Source organism: Streptomyces sp. NPDC045695, from assembly GCF_056432025.1.
Genome location: NZ_JBWKJU010000002.1, coordinates 298502 through 316228 on the forward strand (window position 1 = coordinate 298502; position 17727 = coordinate 316228).

Genomic DNA, 17727 nt, shown 5'->3' on the forward strand with positions numbered 1-17727 from the left:
GTGCGCAAGGTGCTCATCGCCAACCGTGGCGAAATCGCTGTCCGCGTTGCTCGGGCCTGCCGGGACGCCGGGATCGCGAGCGTAGCCGTCTACGCCGATCCGGACCGGGACGCTCTGCACGTCCGCGCGGCCGACGAAGCTTTCGCGTTGGGCGGTGACACCCCGGCCGCGAGCTACCTGGACATCTCGAAGGTCCTCCAGGCCGCAGCCGACTCCGGAGCCGACGCCATCCACCCCGGATACGGCTTCCTCTCCGAGAACGCCGAATTCGCCCAGGCCGTGATCGACGCCGGCCTGACCTGGATCGGCCCGCCGCCGCAGGCGATCCGCGACCTCGGCGACAAGGTGGCCGCCCGCCACATCGCCCAGCGCGCCGGCGCCCCGCTGGTCGCCGGTACGCCGGACCCGGTCTCCGGGGCCGAGGAGGTCGTCGCCTTCGCCAAGGAGCACGGCCTGCCGATCGCGATCAAGGCCGCCTTCGGCGGTGGCGGCCGCGGCCTGAAGGTCGCCCGCACCCTCGAAGAGGTGCCCGAGCTCTACGACTCCGCCGTCCGCGAGGCCGTCGCCGCCTTCGGCCGCGGCGAGTGCTTCGTCGAGCGCTACCTCGACAAGCCGCGCCACGTCGAGACCCAGTGCCTGGCGGACTCGCACGGCAACGTGGTCGTCGTCTCCACCCGCGACTGCTCCCTCCAGCGCCGCCACCAGAAGCTGGTGGAGGAGGCCCCCGCGCCGTTCCTGAGCGAGGCCCAGAACGCGGAGCTGTACGCGGCCTCCAAGGCCATCCTGAAGGAAGCCGGCTACGTCGGCGCCGGCACCGTCGAGTTCCTCGTCGCCGCCGACGGCCTGATCTCCTTCCTGGAGGTCAACACCCGCCTCCAGGTGGAGCACCCGGTCACCGAAGAGGTCTCCGGCATCGACCTGGTCCGCGAGATGTTCCGCATCGCCGACGGCGAGGAACTCGGCTACGGCGACCCGGTCCTGCGCGGTCACTCCATCGAGTTCCGCATCAACGGCGAGGACCCGGGCCGCGGCTTCCTGCCCGCCCCCGGCACCGTGACGAAGTTCGCCGCGCCGACGGGACCGGGCGTCCGCCTCGACGCGGGCGTCGAGTCCGGCTCGGTGATCGGCCCGGCCTGGGACTCCCTGCTGGCCAAGCTCATCGTCACCGGCGCCACCCGCGAGCAGGCGCTGCAGCGCGCCGCCCGCGCCCTCGCCGAGTTCGAGATCGAGGGCATGGCCACCGCCATCCCCTTCCACCGTGCCGTCGTCGCCGACCCGGCCTTCGCCCCCGCGGAGGGACCCTTCACGGTCCACACCCGCTGGATCGAGACCGAGTTCGTCAACGAGATCCCCGCGTTCACGGCCCCGGCCGCGGACGACACCGAGGACGAGCCGGGCCGTGAGACCGTGGTCGTCGAGGTCGGCGGCAAGCGTCTTGAGGTCTCCCTGCCGTCCTCCCTGGGCATGACCCTGGCCCGCACGGCCGCCGCGGGTGGCGCGAAGCCGAAGCGCCGCGCGGCCAAGAAGTCCGGCCCCGCGGCCTCCGGCGACACCCTCGCCTCCCCGATGCAGGGCACGATCGTCAAGGTCGCGGTCGAGGAGGGCCAGCGCGTCGAGGAGGGCGAACTGATCGTCGTGCTCGAAGCGATGAAGATGGAGCAGCCGCTCAACGCGCACCGCTCCGGCACCGTCGTCGGCCTCACCGCCGAGATCGGCGGCTCGGTGACCTCCGGCGCCACCATCTGCGAGATCAAGGACTGATCTCCCGGCAGGTCCGCTCACCGCAGCCGGCCCGCAGAACGCAATCGGCCCCCAGGACCCGAACGGGTCCTGGGGGCCGATGTCATGTCATGTCATGCGCGGCGCCGGTGTTACCAGATGCCGGGCGCCACCTCCCAGCTCTTCAGCGGGGGTTCGAAGCCACCGTCAGTACGGTCGGTGCGCCCCTTGAAGGTGAAGAGCGCGGTGCCTCCGGCGTAGTAGTTGTACATGATCGCGACGTCGTCGCGACCGTCCTTGTTGATGTCGCCGGACACCGGGTTCCCGGTGTTCTCCAGGTACCAGGACTGCTCCGGGCTGCTCCAGCTCTGGAAGTCGTCGTTCACCCCGCCGTCAGGCCTGCCGGTGAAGGTGAACAGGGCCGAGCGGCCGTTGTCGTACCGGTACATGATGGCGGCGTCGGCCCGGCCGTCGCCGTTGTAGTCGCCCGAGGTGAGCTTGCTGCGGCTGTAGTCCCACAGGCCCGCGGCGCGGTTCCAGGAACGCAGGGGCGCCGCGAAGCCGCCGTCGGCCTTGCCGAGCAGGGTGTACATCTCGACGGACCCGTTGCCGTGGCCGTACAGGGCGAGCATGTCGTCGCGGCCGTCCCCGTTGAAGTCACCGGTGACGTGCTTGGACTCGTTCCAGCACCAGTTGCCGTTGCCGGAGTACCAGCTGCCCATGGAGGCGTTGAACGTACCGTCCGCCTTCGCGACGAAGGTGTGGACGCCCGTGTTGCAGCTGCCGTGGTCGTACATCATGCCCACGTCGTCGCGGCCGTCGCCGTTGAAGTCACCGGCGAAGATCTTGCCTGACGAGGCGACCCAGTTTCCGGGGGTCACATACGCGCTGCGCCCGAGGGAGGTGAAGGTTCCGTCGGCGTTGCCGAGGAAGGTGAACAGACCGTTGGCGCCGTCGCTGTACCCGTACAGCGCGGCCAGGTCGTCGCGGCCGTCACCGTTGAAGTCACCGGTGGTCCACTGCGCGTGCGAGTTGTTCCAGTTGCCCTTGTTGGTGTTGTAGCCGAGGACCGGGGCGCCGAAGCCGCCGTCGGCCTTGCCCTGCGCGGTGTAGAGCGCGACGGCGTCGCTGCCGTAGTCGTAGACGGTGGCCGTGTCGGACAGGCCGTCGCCGTTGAAGTCGCCCGACAGGTCGGTGCGCTTGTCGGCGGTGCGGTCGTTGGCCTTGTGCTCGACGCTGACGCCGGTGGTGTGGTTGTGCCGGATGTAGGTGCCGTCCTTGAAGTCCTCGCGGGGGCCGCCGTAGACGTCGTACTCGTCCGACTGCGGGTAGCCCAGGAAGCTCTTCTCGGCGCCGAGCGAGACCCACTTGGCGCGGATGGAGCCGCGCACGGACCAAGCCTTGCCGGTGGTGGTCGTCCAGTAGATGGACGCGGTGTCGGAGGTCTGGTCGCGGTGGCGGAAGTGGTTGAAGCGGCCGATGCCGTCGGCGTTGTTGGTCTCGTCGGTGGTCGGGTAGCCGAGCCAGCCGCCGGGACCGCCGGTCGCCAGGTACTTGCGGTAGACGGTGCCGTGGATGGACCAGGAGCCGAACTCGGGCGCCCAGTAGATGGCGCCGGCGCCGCCCGATCCGGTGAAGGTGGTGAAGGCGCCGCCCTGGTCGAAGGTGACGTTCTCGTCGGAGGTCGGGTAGCCCAGGAAGCCCTTCTCGGCACCGAGGCTCATCCACTTGTCGCGGATGCCGTTGACGACGAGCCAGGCACCGGTGGTCGGGTGCCAGTAGATGGAGGCCCTGTCGCCGCTCGCCCCGTCCTTGCGGAAGTGCGCGAACTTGCCGCCGTCGGCCGTCGTGGTGACGGCGCCGGACGGCTTGCCGACGCCGGTGATCCCGCCCTTGGCGCGGAACTTGGCCAGCATCGGACCGCACAGCTCGTGGGTGGTGGTGGTGGAGACGGCCGAGGCGACCTTCTCGCACGTGCTCCAGGGCGTGCCGCTGACGGCGATCTGCTTGGCGGGCCCGAAGGCCGAGCCGTTGACCGGCTGACGGCCGGGGAACTCGCTGATCACGCCGTTGTTGTCACGCGACCACAGGTCGGGGAAGCCGTCCTTCTCGAAGTCGCCGAGGCTGGCCAGGTGCGGCCAGGCGGTGCCGGTGAAACCGGTGCCGATGGACGCGGTGCGTGCGGCCGGGTCGCTGTACACGGTCAGGTCGATGGCCGCCTTCGCCGTGGCGTCGGTGGTCTTGCGGCTCGTGTACTGGTGGATCAGGCCGGTGGTCTTGGAACGGGCCCAGATCTCCGGCAGTGCGTCGCCGTTGAGGTCACCGGGCGCGCTCAGGGTCATGTCCTGCCAGTCGGCGTTGCCGAGCGGGATGGGGTCGAGGCCCCGCGGGGTGAGGCTGCCGGTGGCCGTGCCGAAGTACAGCCAGAGGTTGGCGCCCTCCTTGACCAGCAGGTCGGGCTGGTCGTCCTCGCCGATCCTGCCGTCCAGGTTGTCGTCGTTCACGCTGCCGATGGCCACGGCCTGCTGGGCCTGGGCCCAGTGGTTGTCCTCGGCGTACCGGGTCTTGAGCTCCACCCGGGCGGCGTCGCCGGCCTGGAGCTCTCCGTCGCCGGCGCCCAGGTAGGCGTACAGCATGTTCGTGTTGGGGTCGGCGTCCGAGGGCTTCAGGACGACCAGGTCCTCGTAGAAGTCACCGCCGTTCCAGCTGCCCCACTGGGTCAGCGACACGGCGTTGCCGAAGCTGCTCTCCTTGACCTGGCGGGGCTCGCCGAACGTGCCGGCGCCCTTGCCGGGCACCATCCACAGCCGGCCGGCGCCCTGGTCCATGCTCCAGATGTCGGTCGCGCCGTCACCGTTGACGTCGCCGTGCTTGTCGCGTTCGAGCGGGCGCTTGGCGTAGAAGAGGTAGGCCGTGGCGTCGGAGCGGTTGCCCGCCGCGTCGAGGCTCCACACGAAGAGGGACTGGGGACCGGCGGCGGTCGGGGTGTACTTGATCACCGCGGAACCGCCCGGGGTGGCCGTGTTGACCGTACGGGGGGTGGGGTCGCCGATCGTGGTCCACTGGTACCGGGTGACGTCGGTGACGCCGTTGGCACTCAGGGTGAAGGTGCCCTCGGTACGCGCGAACGTGGGGTTGTCCGGATTGTCCCTGGGATACTGCACCGAGGTGACGCCCGGGGCCTTGCTGGGACGGGTGTGGTCGATGCTGAACGCGCACTGACCCGCCCAGGGGCCGGCGCCCGACGCGTCGAGACCCCGCACGTCCCACCGGTAGTTGGTGCCGGTGAGCTGGGAGGCGGGGATCCGCAGGAGGGCGACGTTGCCGTTGGCGACGTCGACCTTGGCGGTCTTGAGGGTGCCGCCGTAGTTGTCCGGGTTCCAGTAGTGGAACTCGGCCTTCAGGGCGTTGTCCTCGGCGTCGCTGATGCGGGCGCTCAGCACGACCTCGTCCGACGTGCCCATCTGGCCGCCGGTGCAGGCCACGTACGGGTTGATCGAGCGCTCGGCCGGAGGGTACGGCAGGGTGTTGAACTGGGTGGAGATGCGGGCGCTGTCCGGGTTCATCTTGCGCCAGGAGACGTCGACCGTGTCCGTGGCGGACTTGAGGCCCATGGTCCAGGCGGGCCAGTTCCAGCGGGCCGCGTCCGCGACCGCGGAGGTCACGTTCAGCTCGATGGTGTCGCTGTCGCCGGGGCAGTTGCGGCCGCCGTAGGACTGGCCGGAGGAGTCCACCAGACGTGACCAGTTGGGCTGGTTGTTCCAGGTGGTGGACCGGGTGATGGTGCCGGTGTCCCAGATTTGGATGTCACCGGAGTTGCAGCTCCAGGAGCCGGCCGACTTCTGCTGGATGCGGAAGGTGGCGTCGAGGATCTGCTTGCCGTGGAGCTCGCCCATCCCGATCTGGAAGAAGGTCTTGGCGCAGACCACCGCGTAGCCCTTGGCGGCGTCCTTGGCGCAGCCGACGCGGGCGTCGTTGTTGAGGGTGCCGCCGTTCCAGTAGTTCGTGTCGGCGGAACCGGAGATCGCGTTGTGCTTGTAGGCGACCGCCCAGGCCGACTTCCAGTCGTCGCGCCACACCGGGTCGATGACGACGGGGAAGGCGGTGTCGGGGGCCGTCAGGAGCTTGCGGTCCGTGGTGAGGGTGAGCTTGTCGCCCTTCAGCTCGACGCCGAGGTCGGCCTGCCTGCTGCCGAGGTCGATGCCGTCGACGGCGCGCGCCCCGCCGGCGGCCGCAGGTGCGGGCGCGGGCGCGGGGGCGTCCGCCGCCGGGGCCTGGGCACCCGCGGTGGTCTTCGCGGTGGACTCGGCGAGCGACTTGGCGGTGGGGGCCGTGGCAGTGGCCGCGGACCGGTCGGCGCCCGAGTCCCACATCTGGGGCTTGGCGGAGCTGAACAGTGTCTTGCCCGCCGGGTCGACGGCCTGGAGCTCGCCGTTCGCGTCCTTGCGGACGGTGACGCCGTTGCCCTTGAGCCCGAAGTTGAGGGAGGCGAGGGCCGGGTTGGCCGCGGCCTCACGGGTCTTGACGACCAGCTGGTGCGAGAAGCCGGTGGCGTCCGCGGCGACCCGCAGGTCCACGCCCTTGATGACTTCGGCGTAGGTGGCGCTGTTCCCGTCCAGCGTCGGCGCCGGGAGCGGCGCCGGCCAGGTCAGGGTGACGTCGCGGCCGTCCTTGCGCATGGTGACCAGCGGGGCGCTGCCGCCGCCGGAGAACGTGAGCTCGCTGCGGGTCGCCTTGGGCGCGATCCGGCCGTCCTTCAGCTTCTGCAGGCCGGTGTCCACCGGTACCAGCTTGCCGTCGCGGTAGACCCGCGTCGGCACCAGCGAGCGCTCGGAGTTGAAGGTCCCGTCCGGGTTGGCCCAGATCTCCTCGTTCTCGGAGCGCTGCGAGGTGATCTCGACGGGCTTGCCGGTGCGCTTGGCCTCGGCGGTCGCCTTGGCCGTGAGTTCCGCCTCGGTGGGCGATGCCGCCTTGGACTTCTCGGTCTTGGGGGCGGTGGGCGCTCCGGCTGCGACGGCGGGCACCGCGCTGCCGATCAGGGTGGCGACCAGGGCGGTCGCCAGGGTGAGTGCCGGCGCCCTGCGGGACGGCGGTCCGGCGACGCGCGGGCGCGTCGGGAAGGGTCTCACTGACTGAGTCCTCGGGGGTCGGTTTCGGCGGATCCCGCGGGAATGGCCGAAAGCAATCGGTCGAGCCTTGCGCCAATGGCCGATTTTCGGCGCTTCTTTTGGCGAGAGGTCGTCTGCGTTCGATTGATTTGTAGCAGCCGACCGAGGCTACACGCGAAGGTAACCCCCTCCCAAGCCCTTTCGGCGGCCCCTTTATCAGACGAGACTGCGGAACCAGAAATTCCGAATACCGTGGTCCGCTTAGGGCCGTGACCAGGACAGATGTCGCCCCCGGCAACCATCGAAAAACCGCCCCATTTTTCAGGCGGGGATGGCCCACTGTTAGGTTCAGCGCGATTACCCCATAGCGCGGAAACCTGTGAGCCGCGCCGTCAGATCCGGAGTGTTCGAATTTTGAAAAGTTCCCAGGCGCACTTCATGCGTGCGCCTTTGAGACGTGTCTGGCGGTGGCCGATACCCCTGCTGGCCGTCGCCATGATGACGACGGGGCTCACCGTCCTGGACGCGGCAGCCGCCACCGGGCCCTCGCTGCCCGGCAAGCAGAAGCTGACGAAGGTCAGCGGCGAGCCGGTCAAGGGCAAGCCCGCGGCCGGGCCCGCCGAGTCGCAGACCAAGGCCTGGAAGGGCGCCCCGAAGGTCGCCTGGCCCGCCGCGGGCTCGGCCGAGGTCACGCTGCCGGCCGCGGCGGCCGCACCGGTCACCCCGCTGAAGTCCTCCTCCAGCTCGGCCTTCGGGGTCTTCGCCCCGGGGATCGCGGTGCCCGGCCGCGGGGTCAAGGCGGGCACGCTCCCCGTCTCGGTCTCCGCCGCGGGTCCCGCGAAGGCGCCCGCCGGCCTCCAGCGCTCGGCGGGCGCGGCGGCGGCTCCGGCCGCCGGCGCCCCGGCCGCGGGCTCCCCCACCGACGTCAAGCTGAAGGTCGACCTGCTCGACCAGGCCGCCGCCAAGCGGGCCGGCCTGGCGAACAGCGTGCTCCTCTCGGTCGACCGCACCGACGCGGGCGCTTCGGCCGCACCGGTCTCGGTGGAGCTCGACTACGCCGCGTTCAAGAACGCGTACGGCGGCAGCTGGGGCTCCCGCCTGCGCTTCACGGCGATCCCGACCTGTGCGCTGACCACCCCGCAGCTGGCGCAGTGCCAGGGCAGTCGTCCGGTCACCACGCACAACGACCCGGAGACCGGCAGGCTCGTCGCCACCTTCGACGCCCCGGCCAAGACCGCCCCGGCCGCGGCCACGGGCAAGTCCTTCCTGTCGGCGCCCGCCGCGGGCCCGGCCGCCGCCACCGCGTCCAGCGCGATGACGCTGGCCGCCTCCCCGGGCGCCGACGGCGCCAACGGCACGTACAAGGCCACCTCCCTGAGCCCGTCGGGTTCCTGGCAGGCCGGCGGCTCCGCGGGTGACTTCTCCTGGTCCTACCCGCTGGACATCCCCGCCTCCCTGGGCGGTCCGAGCCCGTCGCTGTCGCTGGGCTACTCCAGCTCCAACATCGACGGCCGCACCAACGCCTCGGCCCAGCAGACCTCCTGGGTCGGCGACGGCTGGGACCTGGCCTCGAACTACATCGAGCGGGGCTACGTCCCGTGCAGCCAGGACAAGCGCAAGGACTCCGGGTACAACAACCCGAAGGACGACACCGGCGACCTGTGCCACGGCGCGCCGATGGTCACGATGTCCCTGAACGGCGGCTCCACGCAGCTGGTCCTGGACGACACGACCAAGAAGTGGCGCCCGGCCAAGGACGACGGCTCGCGCATCGAGCTCCTCCAGGGCGCGCAGAACGGTGACAAGGAGGGTGACCACTGGCGGTTCACCAACCCCCAGGGCATCCAGTTCTACTTCGGTCTGAACAAGCTCGCGGGCTGGGCGACGGGCAAGCCCGTCACCAACTCCACCTGGAACGTCCCGGTCTACGGCAACCACCCCGGTGAGCCCTGCTACACCGCGACGTTCGCCGACGCCGTCTGCGACCAGGCGTACCGCTGGAACCTCGACTACGTCGTGGACCCGCGCGGCAACGCGATGACGTACTGGTACCAGAAGGAGGTCAACCACTACGGCTCGAACTACAAGATCGCGGGCGGTTCGACCGCCCGCGCGTACGACCGGTCCGGCTGGCTCGACCACATCTCGTACGGTCTGCGCAGCGACAACCTGTTCGCCAGCGCCCCGGCCCAGGTGAACTTCAAGGTCGCCGAACGCTGCCTCACCACGGCGACGTTCGACTGTGACCCGGCCAAGCTCAAGCCGGAGGTCGACTGGACCATCGCCAAGGAGTGGCCCGACACCCCCGGCGACCAGCTGTGCGCCGCGGGCGAGGAGTGCAAGGGCCGGTTCACCCCGACCTTCTTCACCCGCAAGCGGCTGACCGAGGTCAGCACCTTCGTGTGGAACGGCACCGCGCACAAGCCGGTCGACACCTGGGCACTGACCCAGACCTTCCCGATGACCGGTGACGGTACGGACTACCCGCTGTGGCTCGCCGAGATCAAGCACTCCGGCAAGAACGGCGCCCAGATCGACCTGCCGCCGGTGAAGTTCCGCGGCAAGCAGCTCGACAACCGTGTGGACGGCTTGGGCGACGGCAAGCCCGCGTACCGCCGCTACCGCATCGAGGCGATCGACACCGAGACCGGCTCGACGATCCTGGCGCACTACAAGGACACCCAGTGCCGGGCCGCCGACCCGCGCGTGATGCCGGCCTCGCCGGAGACCAACACGCTGCGCTGCTTCCCGGTGGTCTCGGAGCTGCCGGATCCCACCGATCCGGCGCACGAGAGGAAGATCTACTCCACCGACTGGTTCCACAAGCACGTCGTGGACTGGGTCCAGGAGGACGACCGCAACGGCAACTCGCCGTCGCGGCGCACCGAGTACGAGTTCCTCGGAAACCCGGCGTGGGCGTTCGACGACGAGACCGAGATGATGCGTCCGAAGACGCGCACGTGGTCCCAGTGGCGCGGCTACGAGCGGGTCCGTACGTACATCGGCGCGGCTCCGGACAAGCGCTCGATGACCGAGACCCTCTTCTTCCGCGGCCTCGACGGTGACCGCCTCGCCCCCGCGGGCGGTACCCGGTCGGTCAAGGTCAAGGACTCCGAGGGCGTGGAGATGGCGGACCACCGCCTCTTCGCCGGCCAGACCCGCGAGGTCCTGGCGTACAACGGCGAGGGCGGCGCCCTGGAGGCGGCCACCACCTACACCCCGTGGCTCCACGGCCCCACGGCGACCCGCCTGCGCAAGGGCGAGACGGCCGAGGAGGACATCGAGCCCCAGCAGGCGTTCGTCCAGCAGACCACGGGGGTCAACTCCCGCATCCTGCTGTCGGACGGGCGCGGCTGGCGCCGTACGGCGATGAAGACGGAGTACGACACCCGCGGCTTCGCGCAGTCGGTGTCGAACCTCGGCGACGTCGCCGACCCGTCCGACGACAGCTGCTCCCGCTACTGGTACGACGCGGACGAGACCCGCTGGATCATCGCCCGCCAGAAGCGGGTGGAGACGGTCGCCAAGGCCTGTGACGCCATCGGCGTGCAGCGCCCGGCGGACGTCACCTCGGACGTCCGGATGAACTACGACGCGGCCGGCAACGTGCAGTCGACCGAGTCGCTGACCGGATACTCCGGCACGACCCCGCTCTACCAGGTGGACGGCAGCGCGACCTTCGACGCGTACGGCCGCCCGAAGACCAGCACGGACGTCTTCGGCAAGACCACGAAGCTGGACTACACCCCGGCCTCGGGCCAGATCGTCACGAAGGTCGTCACCACCAACTCCGCCGGTCACACCCAGACCACGGAGACCGACCAGGGCCGCGGCTCGATCCTGGCCAAGCAGGACACCAACGGCCGCCGCCAGGTCATGCAGTACGACTCCCTCGGCCGCCTGACGAAGGTGTGGTCGCCGTCCCGCAGCCCGGCGACCAAGTCGCCGAACGGCATGTTCTCGTACGACGTCCGCACCGACGGTCCGGTCGTCATCACCAACAAGGCGTTGCTGGACGACGGCACCTACCGCACCAGCTACGACATCTACGACAGCAGCCTGCGGATCCGCCAGACCCAGATGGAGGCCCTGGGCGGTGGCCGGGTCATCTCGGACACCTTCTACAACAGCCTCGGCCAGGTCTGGAAGTCCAACGGCGCCTACTACACCGCCGGTACGGCCTCGGCCGTGCAGTTCGCCCCGAACGACAACGAGGTCCCGTCCTCGACGGTGACCGAGTACGACGGCTCGGGCCGCTCGACCGCCCAGATCTCGCGCAAGCTCGGTGTGGAGACCTCCCGTACGACCACCTCGTACGGCGGCGACAACATCACCGTCGACCCCCCGAAGGGCGAGACCCCGACCCGGGCCTTCCTGGACGGCGCGGGCCGCAAGACGGAGCTGCGCTTCTTCCGCTCGGACTCGCCGACGGGGACGTACGACAAGACGCTGTACACCTACAACCAGCGCGGCATGCTGGAGTCGGTCGTCAACCAGGCGGGCGACAAGTGGGGCTTCGAGTACGACCTCCGCGGTCGCAAGACCAAGCAGACGGACCCGGACAAGGGCACGTCGACGATGACATACGGCAAGGGTGACCGTGTCGAAACGGTCACTGATGCCCGCGGCAAGGTCGTCGCCCCCGAGTACGACGCGCTCGGCCGGGTCATCGCGACCCACGAGACCTCGGTGACGGGTCCGAAGCTGACCTCGACCACGTTCGACACCCTGCCAGGCGCCATCGGCCTGCCGGTGGCCTCGACGCGGTACGTGGACGGCAAGGCGTACACCCAGGAAGTGACGGGGTACGACACCGAGTACCACCCGACGGGAACAAAGATCACTATCCCGTCTGCGGAGGGTGCCCTCGGCGGTACGTACGAGTTCACCAGCGGGTACCGCGAGAACACCGGTTTGCTCGCGTGGACGGAGCAGCCGGCCGTGGCCGGCCTGCCCATCGAACTCACCGAAATGCAGTACAACCACTTCGAACTACCCACCATGATGGGCATCGAAGGCAAGACGTTCGTCGACAAGGTCGACTACTCGCCCATGGGCGACGTGCTCCGCACCTACGCGGGTCCTGCCGGATCGCAGGTCTACACGACGAACTTCTATGACGAGCAGACGCGCCGCCTCACGCGAACCGTCAACGACCGGGAGCTGTCACCCGGCCGAATCAACGACACGTCGTTCAATTACGACGCCGTCGGCAACATTCTCAAGATCACCGACAAGGAAGGTCCGACCGCCACTGCCGACGTGCAGTGCTTCGCGTACGACTACCTGCGCCGCATGAACGAGGCCTGGACGGCCACGGACGACTGCGCGGCCCAGCCGAACGCGTCAGGCCCCGGCTCCAAGCCCCAGGTCGGCGGCCCCAACCCGTACTGGAGCTCCTATAGCTTCGACGCGGCAGGTAACCGCACCAAGGACGTCCAGCACTCCCCGACCGGTGATCTCACCAAGGACGTCACCCGCGCCTACACGTACGGCACGCCCGGACAGGCCGCCGCCAACAGGCTGCAGAAGGTCGATACGACAGGCCCGGGTGGCTCGCGCACGGAGTCGTACACCTACGACGCGTCGGGCAACACCAAGACCCGCACCATCCAGGGCAACACGCAGACCCTGGACTGGAACAACGCGGGTCAGCTGGCAAGCGTCACGACGGGCACGGACTCCACCGGCTTCGTCTACGACGCCGGTGGCAACCGCCTGATCAAGCGTGACAAGACCGGCACCACGCTCTACCTGCCGGGCACCGAGGTCAAGCTGACAGCAGCGGGCAAGCTGGAGGGCACGCGCTACTACGCCCACCCGGCCGGCCCGACCATGGTCAAGACCGCCAAGGACGGCGTGATCTCCACGGCGTACCTGATGGGCGACCAGAACGGCACGTCGACCACCGCGGTCGATACCAAGACCTCGGCGATCACCCGCCGGAAGTTCACCCCGTACGGTGAGGTCCGCGGCGCGGTCCCGTCCGTGTGGCCCGGCAAGGCGAACTTCGTCGGTGGTGAACTCGACGAGACAACTGGCCTGGTGCACCTGGGCGCGCGTGAGTACGACCCGGCTACGGGGCGGTTCCTGTCGGTCGACCCCGTCGTCGACTTCAACGAGCCCAAGCAGCAGAACCCGTACGTCTACGCGAACAACTCGCCGGTGACGTTCAGCGACCCCAGCGGCCTGTCGATCGGGCCTCCCACGATGCCGATCAAGGACTTCTCGGACGCGGAGGCCGCCTGGGCCAACATGATCCAGGGCAAGAGTGCCCTGGACATCGCGCTCGAAGTCGCCATGGGCATCCTGAAGGACGTCTCGGGCTACAACGACATCCGCGACTGCCTCGGCGGTGACTGGGGCGCCTGTGCGGGCCTCGCCCTCGACGCGGCACTTCCCTTCGCAGGCCGTGCCAAGCGCATCATCAAGGCACTGGACCGGGCCTGGGAGGCCTTCAACAGCTGGGCGCAGAAACTCTCGCTGGCACGCGACATCCTCAGGCGGGTCGAGCGCTACCAGCAGGCCATGGCCAAGTACGCCGAGGACCTGGCCGAGTGGAAACGCCAGATAGAAGAAGCCGCCGAACGAGCGAGAAAGCTGGAGGAAGAAGCGGCGGCGGCCCGAAGAGCCGCACAAGAGGCCGCAGCTGCGGCAGCCAAGAAGGCCGACGAAGTCAAGGCCGCGGCGGCCAAGCAGGGCAAGTCCTCGGCCACGAAGGCGAAGAAGGCGGACGGCGACGGCAAGGCATCAAAGTCCTCCGAGACGAAGAAGGCCGACGCCCCGAAGAAGTCGGCGAGCAAGGACACCGACAGCGGCGGGACCGAGACAGCTCCTGCCTGCAACAGCTTTGTCCCCAGCACCAAGGTCCTGATGGCCGACGGCTCCTCCAAGCCCATTGAGGACGTCGCCATAGGCGATGAGGTTGTGGCCACCAACCCGGAGTCCGGCACCACTGCTGCTCAGCCGGTCGTCGCGCAGATCATCGGTGAGGGCCAGAAGAACCTCGTCGAGATCACGATCGACACCGACGGCGCAAAGGGCGAGGCGTCCGAGACGCTGACCGCGACCGACGGCCATCCGTTCTGGGCGCCCAGCCTGGACCAATGGCTGAAGGCGACCGACCTCACGGCCGGCCAGTGGCTCCAGACCTCGTCCGGTACCTGGGTCCAGGTGACCGAGGTCAAGCGCTGGACCCAGCACAAGAAGGTCCGCAACCTCACGGTCGCCAGCGAGCACACGTACTACGTGTTGGCGGGGGCCACACCGGTCCTGGTTCACAACTGTGATCACGTGGCACTTGGTCGTGACTCGGGTGACCACAACGTCAAGGACTTCGCAGAGCAGATCGGAGCCAGGCACCTTATGGCCGCCCTCTCCACGGAGTGGAGGGACGAGGTCCACAAGGCCATCGCCAATGTCGCAAGCGGCGAGGGGAAGATCTCCTTCTTGCTCGACGGGCTGGACGGCGGTAAGCAGGGTCCGGCCGCTGCTCTCAAGAAGGCACTTGAAGCGGCAGGCTCAAAGGGTGGAGCGATGCATACCCAATGGGAGTTGATCCAAATCCATGAGGCCGGCCTCATGGACAAGGTTGACTTCTATCGTTGGAATCGCCGACATGAGTCGTATATGAAGGTGAAATGAACCTGCTTCGCACCGAGCCCGACATCACCGACCATCGGAAGTTCAGCCTGATCGACTACCGCCACGGTCACACGTATGTGGTACTCCGGGGCTTCCCTGAGACCGACGAAGACGCCCCAGGGGGTTCCCCCGTGAGGGTCCTCGACATGTTCTTCGCGGGCGTTGCGCGGATCGCATGCAACAAGGACGTCGGGCACGTACAGGTTCGCCGAGGCGACGAATCCGAACGCCGGGCGCTCGCAGCCAGGATCGGAAGGATCCGAGCGGGCGATGCCGTGTTCTTCCTAAAGGCCGACTCGACAGAGGACTACATCATCGCATCGCGACTGTACTGGGCAGAATTCAATCTTCCCTATGGGGCCACAAGCCCGCTGGCCTCAGACGATGCGGAATATCGCAGCGCTAATCCCGCCGTGAATAACGTGGTCAGATTCTCTGACTGACCTTCGTAGCTGACTCAAGCGCTCGGCTGGGGTTTCCCCAGCCGAGCGTTTTGCGTGTGCGGCCATTGCATGGGTCGGGACCGCCCATGGTGTGGCCTTCCACGGACATCCGTCACCGCCGCCGCATGTCCGCCACCCGGGCCCGCTCCCGTTCCCGCTCCCCCGGCTCCGACAGTGGCGAGGTGCTGCGCAGCTGGGCCGTCGGGCCGCCGCGGCGCTGGACCGGGAGGGGGGTGTCGCGGCGGGGCCTGCGGCCCGGCGGGATTCCGTCCCCGGACGCCGCGCCCGGCATGCCTGAGCCCGCCACCGTGATCTGGACGCCCTGGTCCGCCAGGGCCTGGAGCTCCGTGGCCGCGCGGTCGTCGTGCGGCGGCGGTTCGTCCGTGACCAAGCGGGTCATGACGTCCGTCGGCACCGTCTGGAACATCGTGTCGGTGCCCAGCTTCGTGTGGTCGGCCAGGACCACCACCTCCGCTGCCGCCTGGACCAGGGCCCGGTCCACGCTCGCCGACAGCATGTTGGACGTCGACAGCCCGCGCTCGGCGGTCAGACCGCTGCCCGACAGGAAGGCGCGGGAGACCCGCAGCCCCTGGAGGGACTGCTCGGCCCCGCTGCCCACGAGGGCGTAGTTGGACCCGCGCAGGGTGCCGCCGGTCATCACCACCTCCACCCGGTTGGCATGGGCCAGCGCCTGGGCGACGAGCAGCGAGTTGGTGACGACGGTCAGTCCGGGCACCCGGGCGAGCCGGCGGGCCAGCTCCTGGGTCGTGGTGCCCGCGCCGACGACGACGGCCTCGCCCTCTTCGACGAGGGAGGCCGCGACATCGGCGATGGCGGTCTTCTCCGCCGTCGCGAGATGGGACTTTTGCGGAAAGCCGGACTCCCGCGTGAAACCGCCCGGCAAGACCGCACCGCCGTGCCGGCGGTCGAGGAGTCCTTCGGCCTCCAGTGCCCGCACGTCACGCCGTACGGTCACTTCGGAGGTCTGGACGACGCGGGCGAGCTCCCGGAGCGATACCGCTCCGTTGGCCCGCACCATTTCGAGGATCAATTGGCGACGTTCTGCAGCGAACACGAAACTGACAGTAACCCCAACGACCGTCTACTTTCAGCTCCTTGCGCCGATACACCGAAGTTGTCCGTACGGCGGGACGACTAGTGGTATACGCGGCAGGACGGTTGCGCGAACGACCGGCCACGAGGCGACGCCCCGCCCCAAACCCCGTACGGCACGCGGCGGTTACGCCTCCCCGGCGGCCTTGCGCGTGTGCAGCTGGCGGGCCACCTCGGCGATCGAGCCCGACAGCGAGGGGTACACGGTGAACGCGTTTGCGATCTGCTCGACGGTCAGATTGTTGTCGACCGCGATCGAGATGGGGTGGATGAGCTCGCTCGCGCGCGGGGAGACGACCACACCGCCCACCACGATCCCGGTGCCCGGACGGCAGAACATCTTCACGAAGCCGTCCCGGATGCCCTGCATCTTGGCCCGCGGGTTGCGCAGCAGCGGCAGCTTCACCACCCGTGCGTCGATCTTGCCGGCGTCCACATCGGCCTGGGTGTAGCCGACGGTGGCGATCTCCGGGTCGGTGAAGACGTTGGAGGAGACCGTCTTCAGGTTCAGCGGGGCCACCGCGTCGCCGAGGAAGTGGTACATCGCGATGCGGCCCTGCATCGCCGCGACCGACGCGAGCGCGAAGACGCCCGTGACGTCACCGGCGGCGTACACGCCCGGTGCGGAGGTGCGCGACACCTTGTCCGTCCAGATGTGGCCGGAGTCCTTGAGCCGGACCCCGGACTCCTCCAGGTTCATGTTCTTGGTGTTGGGGATCGCGCCGACCGCCATCAGGCAGTGCGTGCCGGTCAGCACGCGGCCGTCGGAGAGGGTGACCTCCACCCGGTCGCCCACCCGCTTGGCGGACTCGGCGCGGGAACGGCCCACGACGTTCATGCCGCGGCGCCGGAACACGTCCTCCAGGACGGCGGCCGCGTCGGGGTCCTCGCCCGGCAGCACGCGGTCTCGGGAGGAGACCAGGGTCACCCGGGAGCCGAGGGCCTGGTACGCGCCGGCGAACTCGGCGCCGGTCACACCGGAGCCGACCACGATGAGCTCCTCCGGGAGCTCGTCGAGGTCGTAGACCTGGGTCCAGTTCAGGATCCGCTCGCCGTCGGGCATCGCGTCGGGGATCTCGCGCGGGGTGCCGCCGGTCGCGATCAGTACGGCGTCAGCGGTCAGGATCGTCTCGGACCCGTCGGCGGCGGTGACGATGACGTCTCGCGTGCCGTCGATGCCCTGCGGCCCGCCGAGCTTGCCGCGGCCGCGCACCACGCGGGCGCCGGCCCGGGTGACGGAGGCGGTGATGTCGTGCGACTGGGCGAGCGCGAGGCGCTTGACGCGCCGGTTCACCTTGCCGAGGTCCACGCCGACGACGCGCGCGGCCTGCTCCAGGGGCGGGGTGTCGTCCGCCACGACGATGCCGAGCTCCTCGTACGACGAGTCGAAGGTCGTCATGACCTCGGCGGTCGCGATGAGCGTCTTGGACGGTACGCAGTCGGTCAGGACCGAGGCCCCGCCCAGACCGTCGCAGTCGACGACGGTCACCTCCGCGCCGAGCTGGGCCCCTACCAGGGCCGCCTCGTACCCGCCGGGTCCGCCGCCGATGATCACGATCCGGGTCACGAAAACTCCGCCTCACGTCTACCCGGCCGGCTGCCGCCCCGGCCGGTGTTCCGGGGGGTCTCCCCGGGGGATGCATTCCGTGCTCCATTCTCCCGCACGCTCCGAGGTGCTTCGCGCCCGGTCCCGCCATCCG

General features: G+C 69.3%; 6 protein-coding genes. 3 read left to right on the forward strand and 3 right to left on the reverse strand.

Annotated features, from left to right (window positions below; genetic code table 11):
- Complete coding sequence (locus tag AC07DU_RS04505) at positions 1 to 1761, forward strand: acetyl/propionyl/methylcrotonyl-CoA carboxylase subunit alpha (protein ID WP_360897437.1); 1761 nt, start codon at positions 1 to 3, stop codon at positions 1759 to 1761.
- Between the two features lie 110 nt (positions 1762 to 1871).
- Here AC07DU_RS04505 and AC07DU_RS04510 read toward each other — a convergent pair whose 3' ends face one another.
- Complete coding sequence (locus tag AC07DU_RS04510; protein WP_479109582.1) at positions 1872 to 6848, reverse strand: FG-GAP-like repeat-containing protein; 4977 nt, start codon at positions 6846 to 6848, stop codon at positions 1872 to 1874.
- A 417-nt stretch (positions 6849 to 7265) separates the two neighbouring features.
- Here AC07DU_RS04510 and AC07DU_RS04515 point away from each other — a divergent pair, with 417 nt between their 5' ends.
- Together AC07DU_RS04515 and AC07DU_RS04520 are read left to right on the forward strand one after the other, a co-directional pair.
- Positions 7266 to 14471 (forward strand): polymorphic toxin-type HINT domain-containing protein, encoded by a 7206-nt coding sequence (locus AC07DU_RS04515; RefSeq protein ID WP_479109584.1) that lies wholly within the window; start codon positions 7266 to 7268, stop codon positions 14469 to 14471.
- Positions 14468 to 14914, forward strand: a complete 447-nt coding sequence (locus AC07DU_RS04520) for a hypothetical protein (RefSeq protein ID WP_479026567.1) — start codon at positions 14468 to 14470, stop codon at positions 14912 to 14914. Before AC07DU_RS04515 ends, AC07DU_RS04520 begins: the two co-directional genes overlap by 4 nt.
- Before the next feature lie 112 nt (positions 14915 to 15026).
- On the opposite strand, the gene AC07DU_RS04525 is transcribed toward AC07DU_RS04520, so the two are convergent.
- On the reverse strand, positions 15027 to 15953 hold the full coding sequence (locus AC07DU_RS04525) for a DeoR/GlpR family DNA-binding transcription regulator (protein WP_453285834.1): 927 nt from the start codon (positions 15951 to 15953) through the stop codon (positions 15027 to 15029).
- 201 nt (positions 15954 to 16154) lie between these two features.
- Positions 16155 to 17594 (reverse strand): NAD(P)H-quinone dehydrogenase, encoded by a 1440-nt coding sequence (locus AC07DU_RS04530; protein ID WP_453373868.1) that lies wholly within the window; start codon positions 17592 to 17594, stop codon positions 16155 to 16157.
- Between the last annotated feature and the right edge of the window lie 133 nt (positions 17595 to 17727).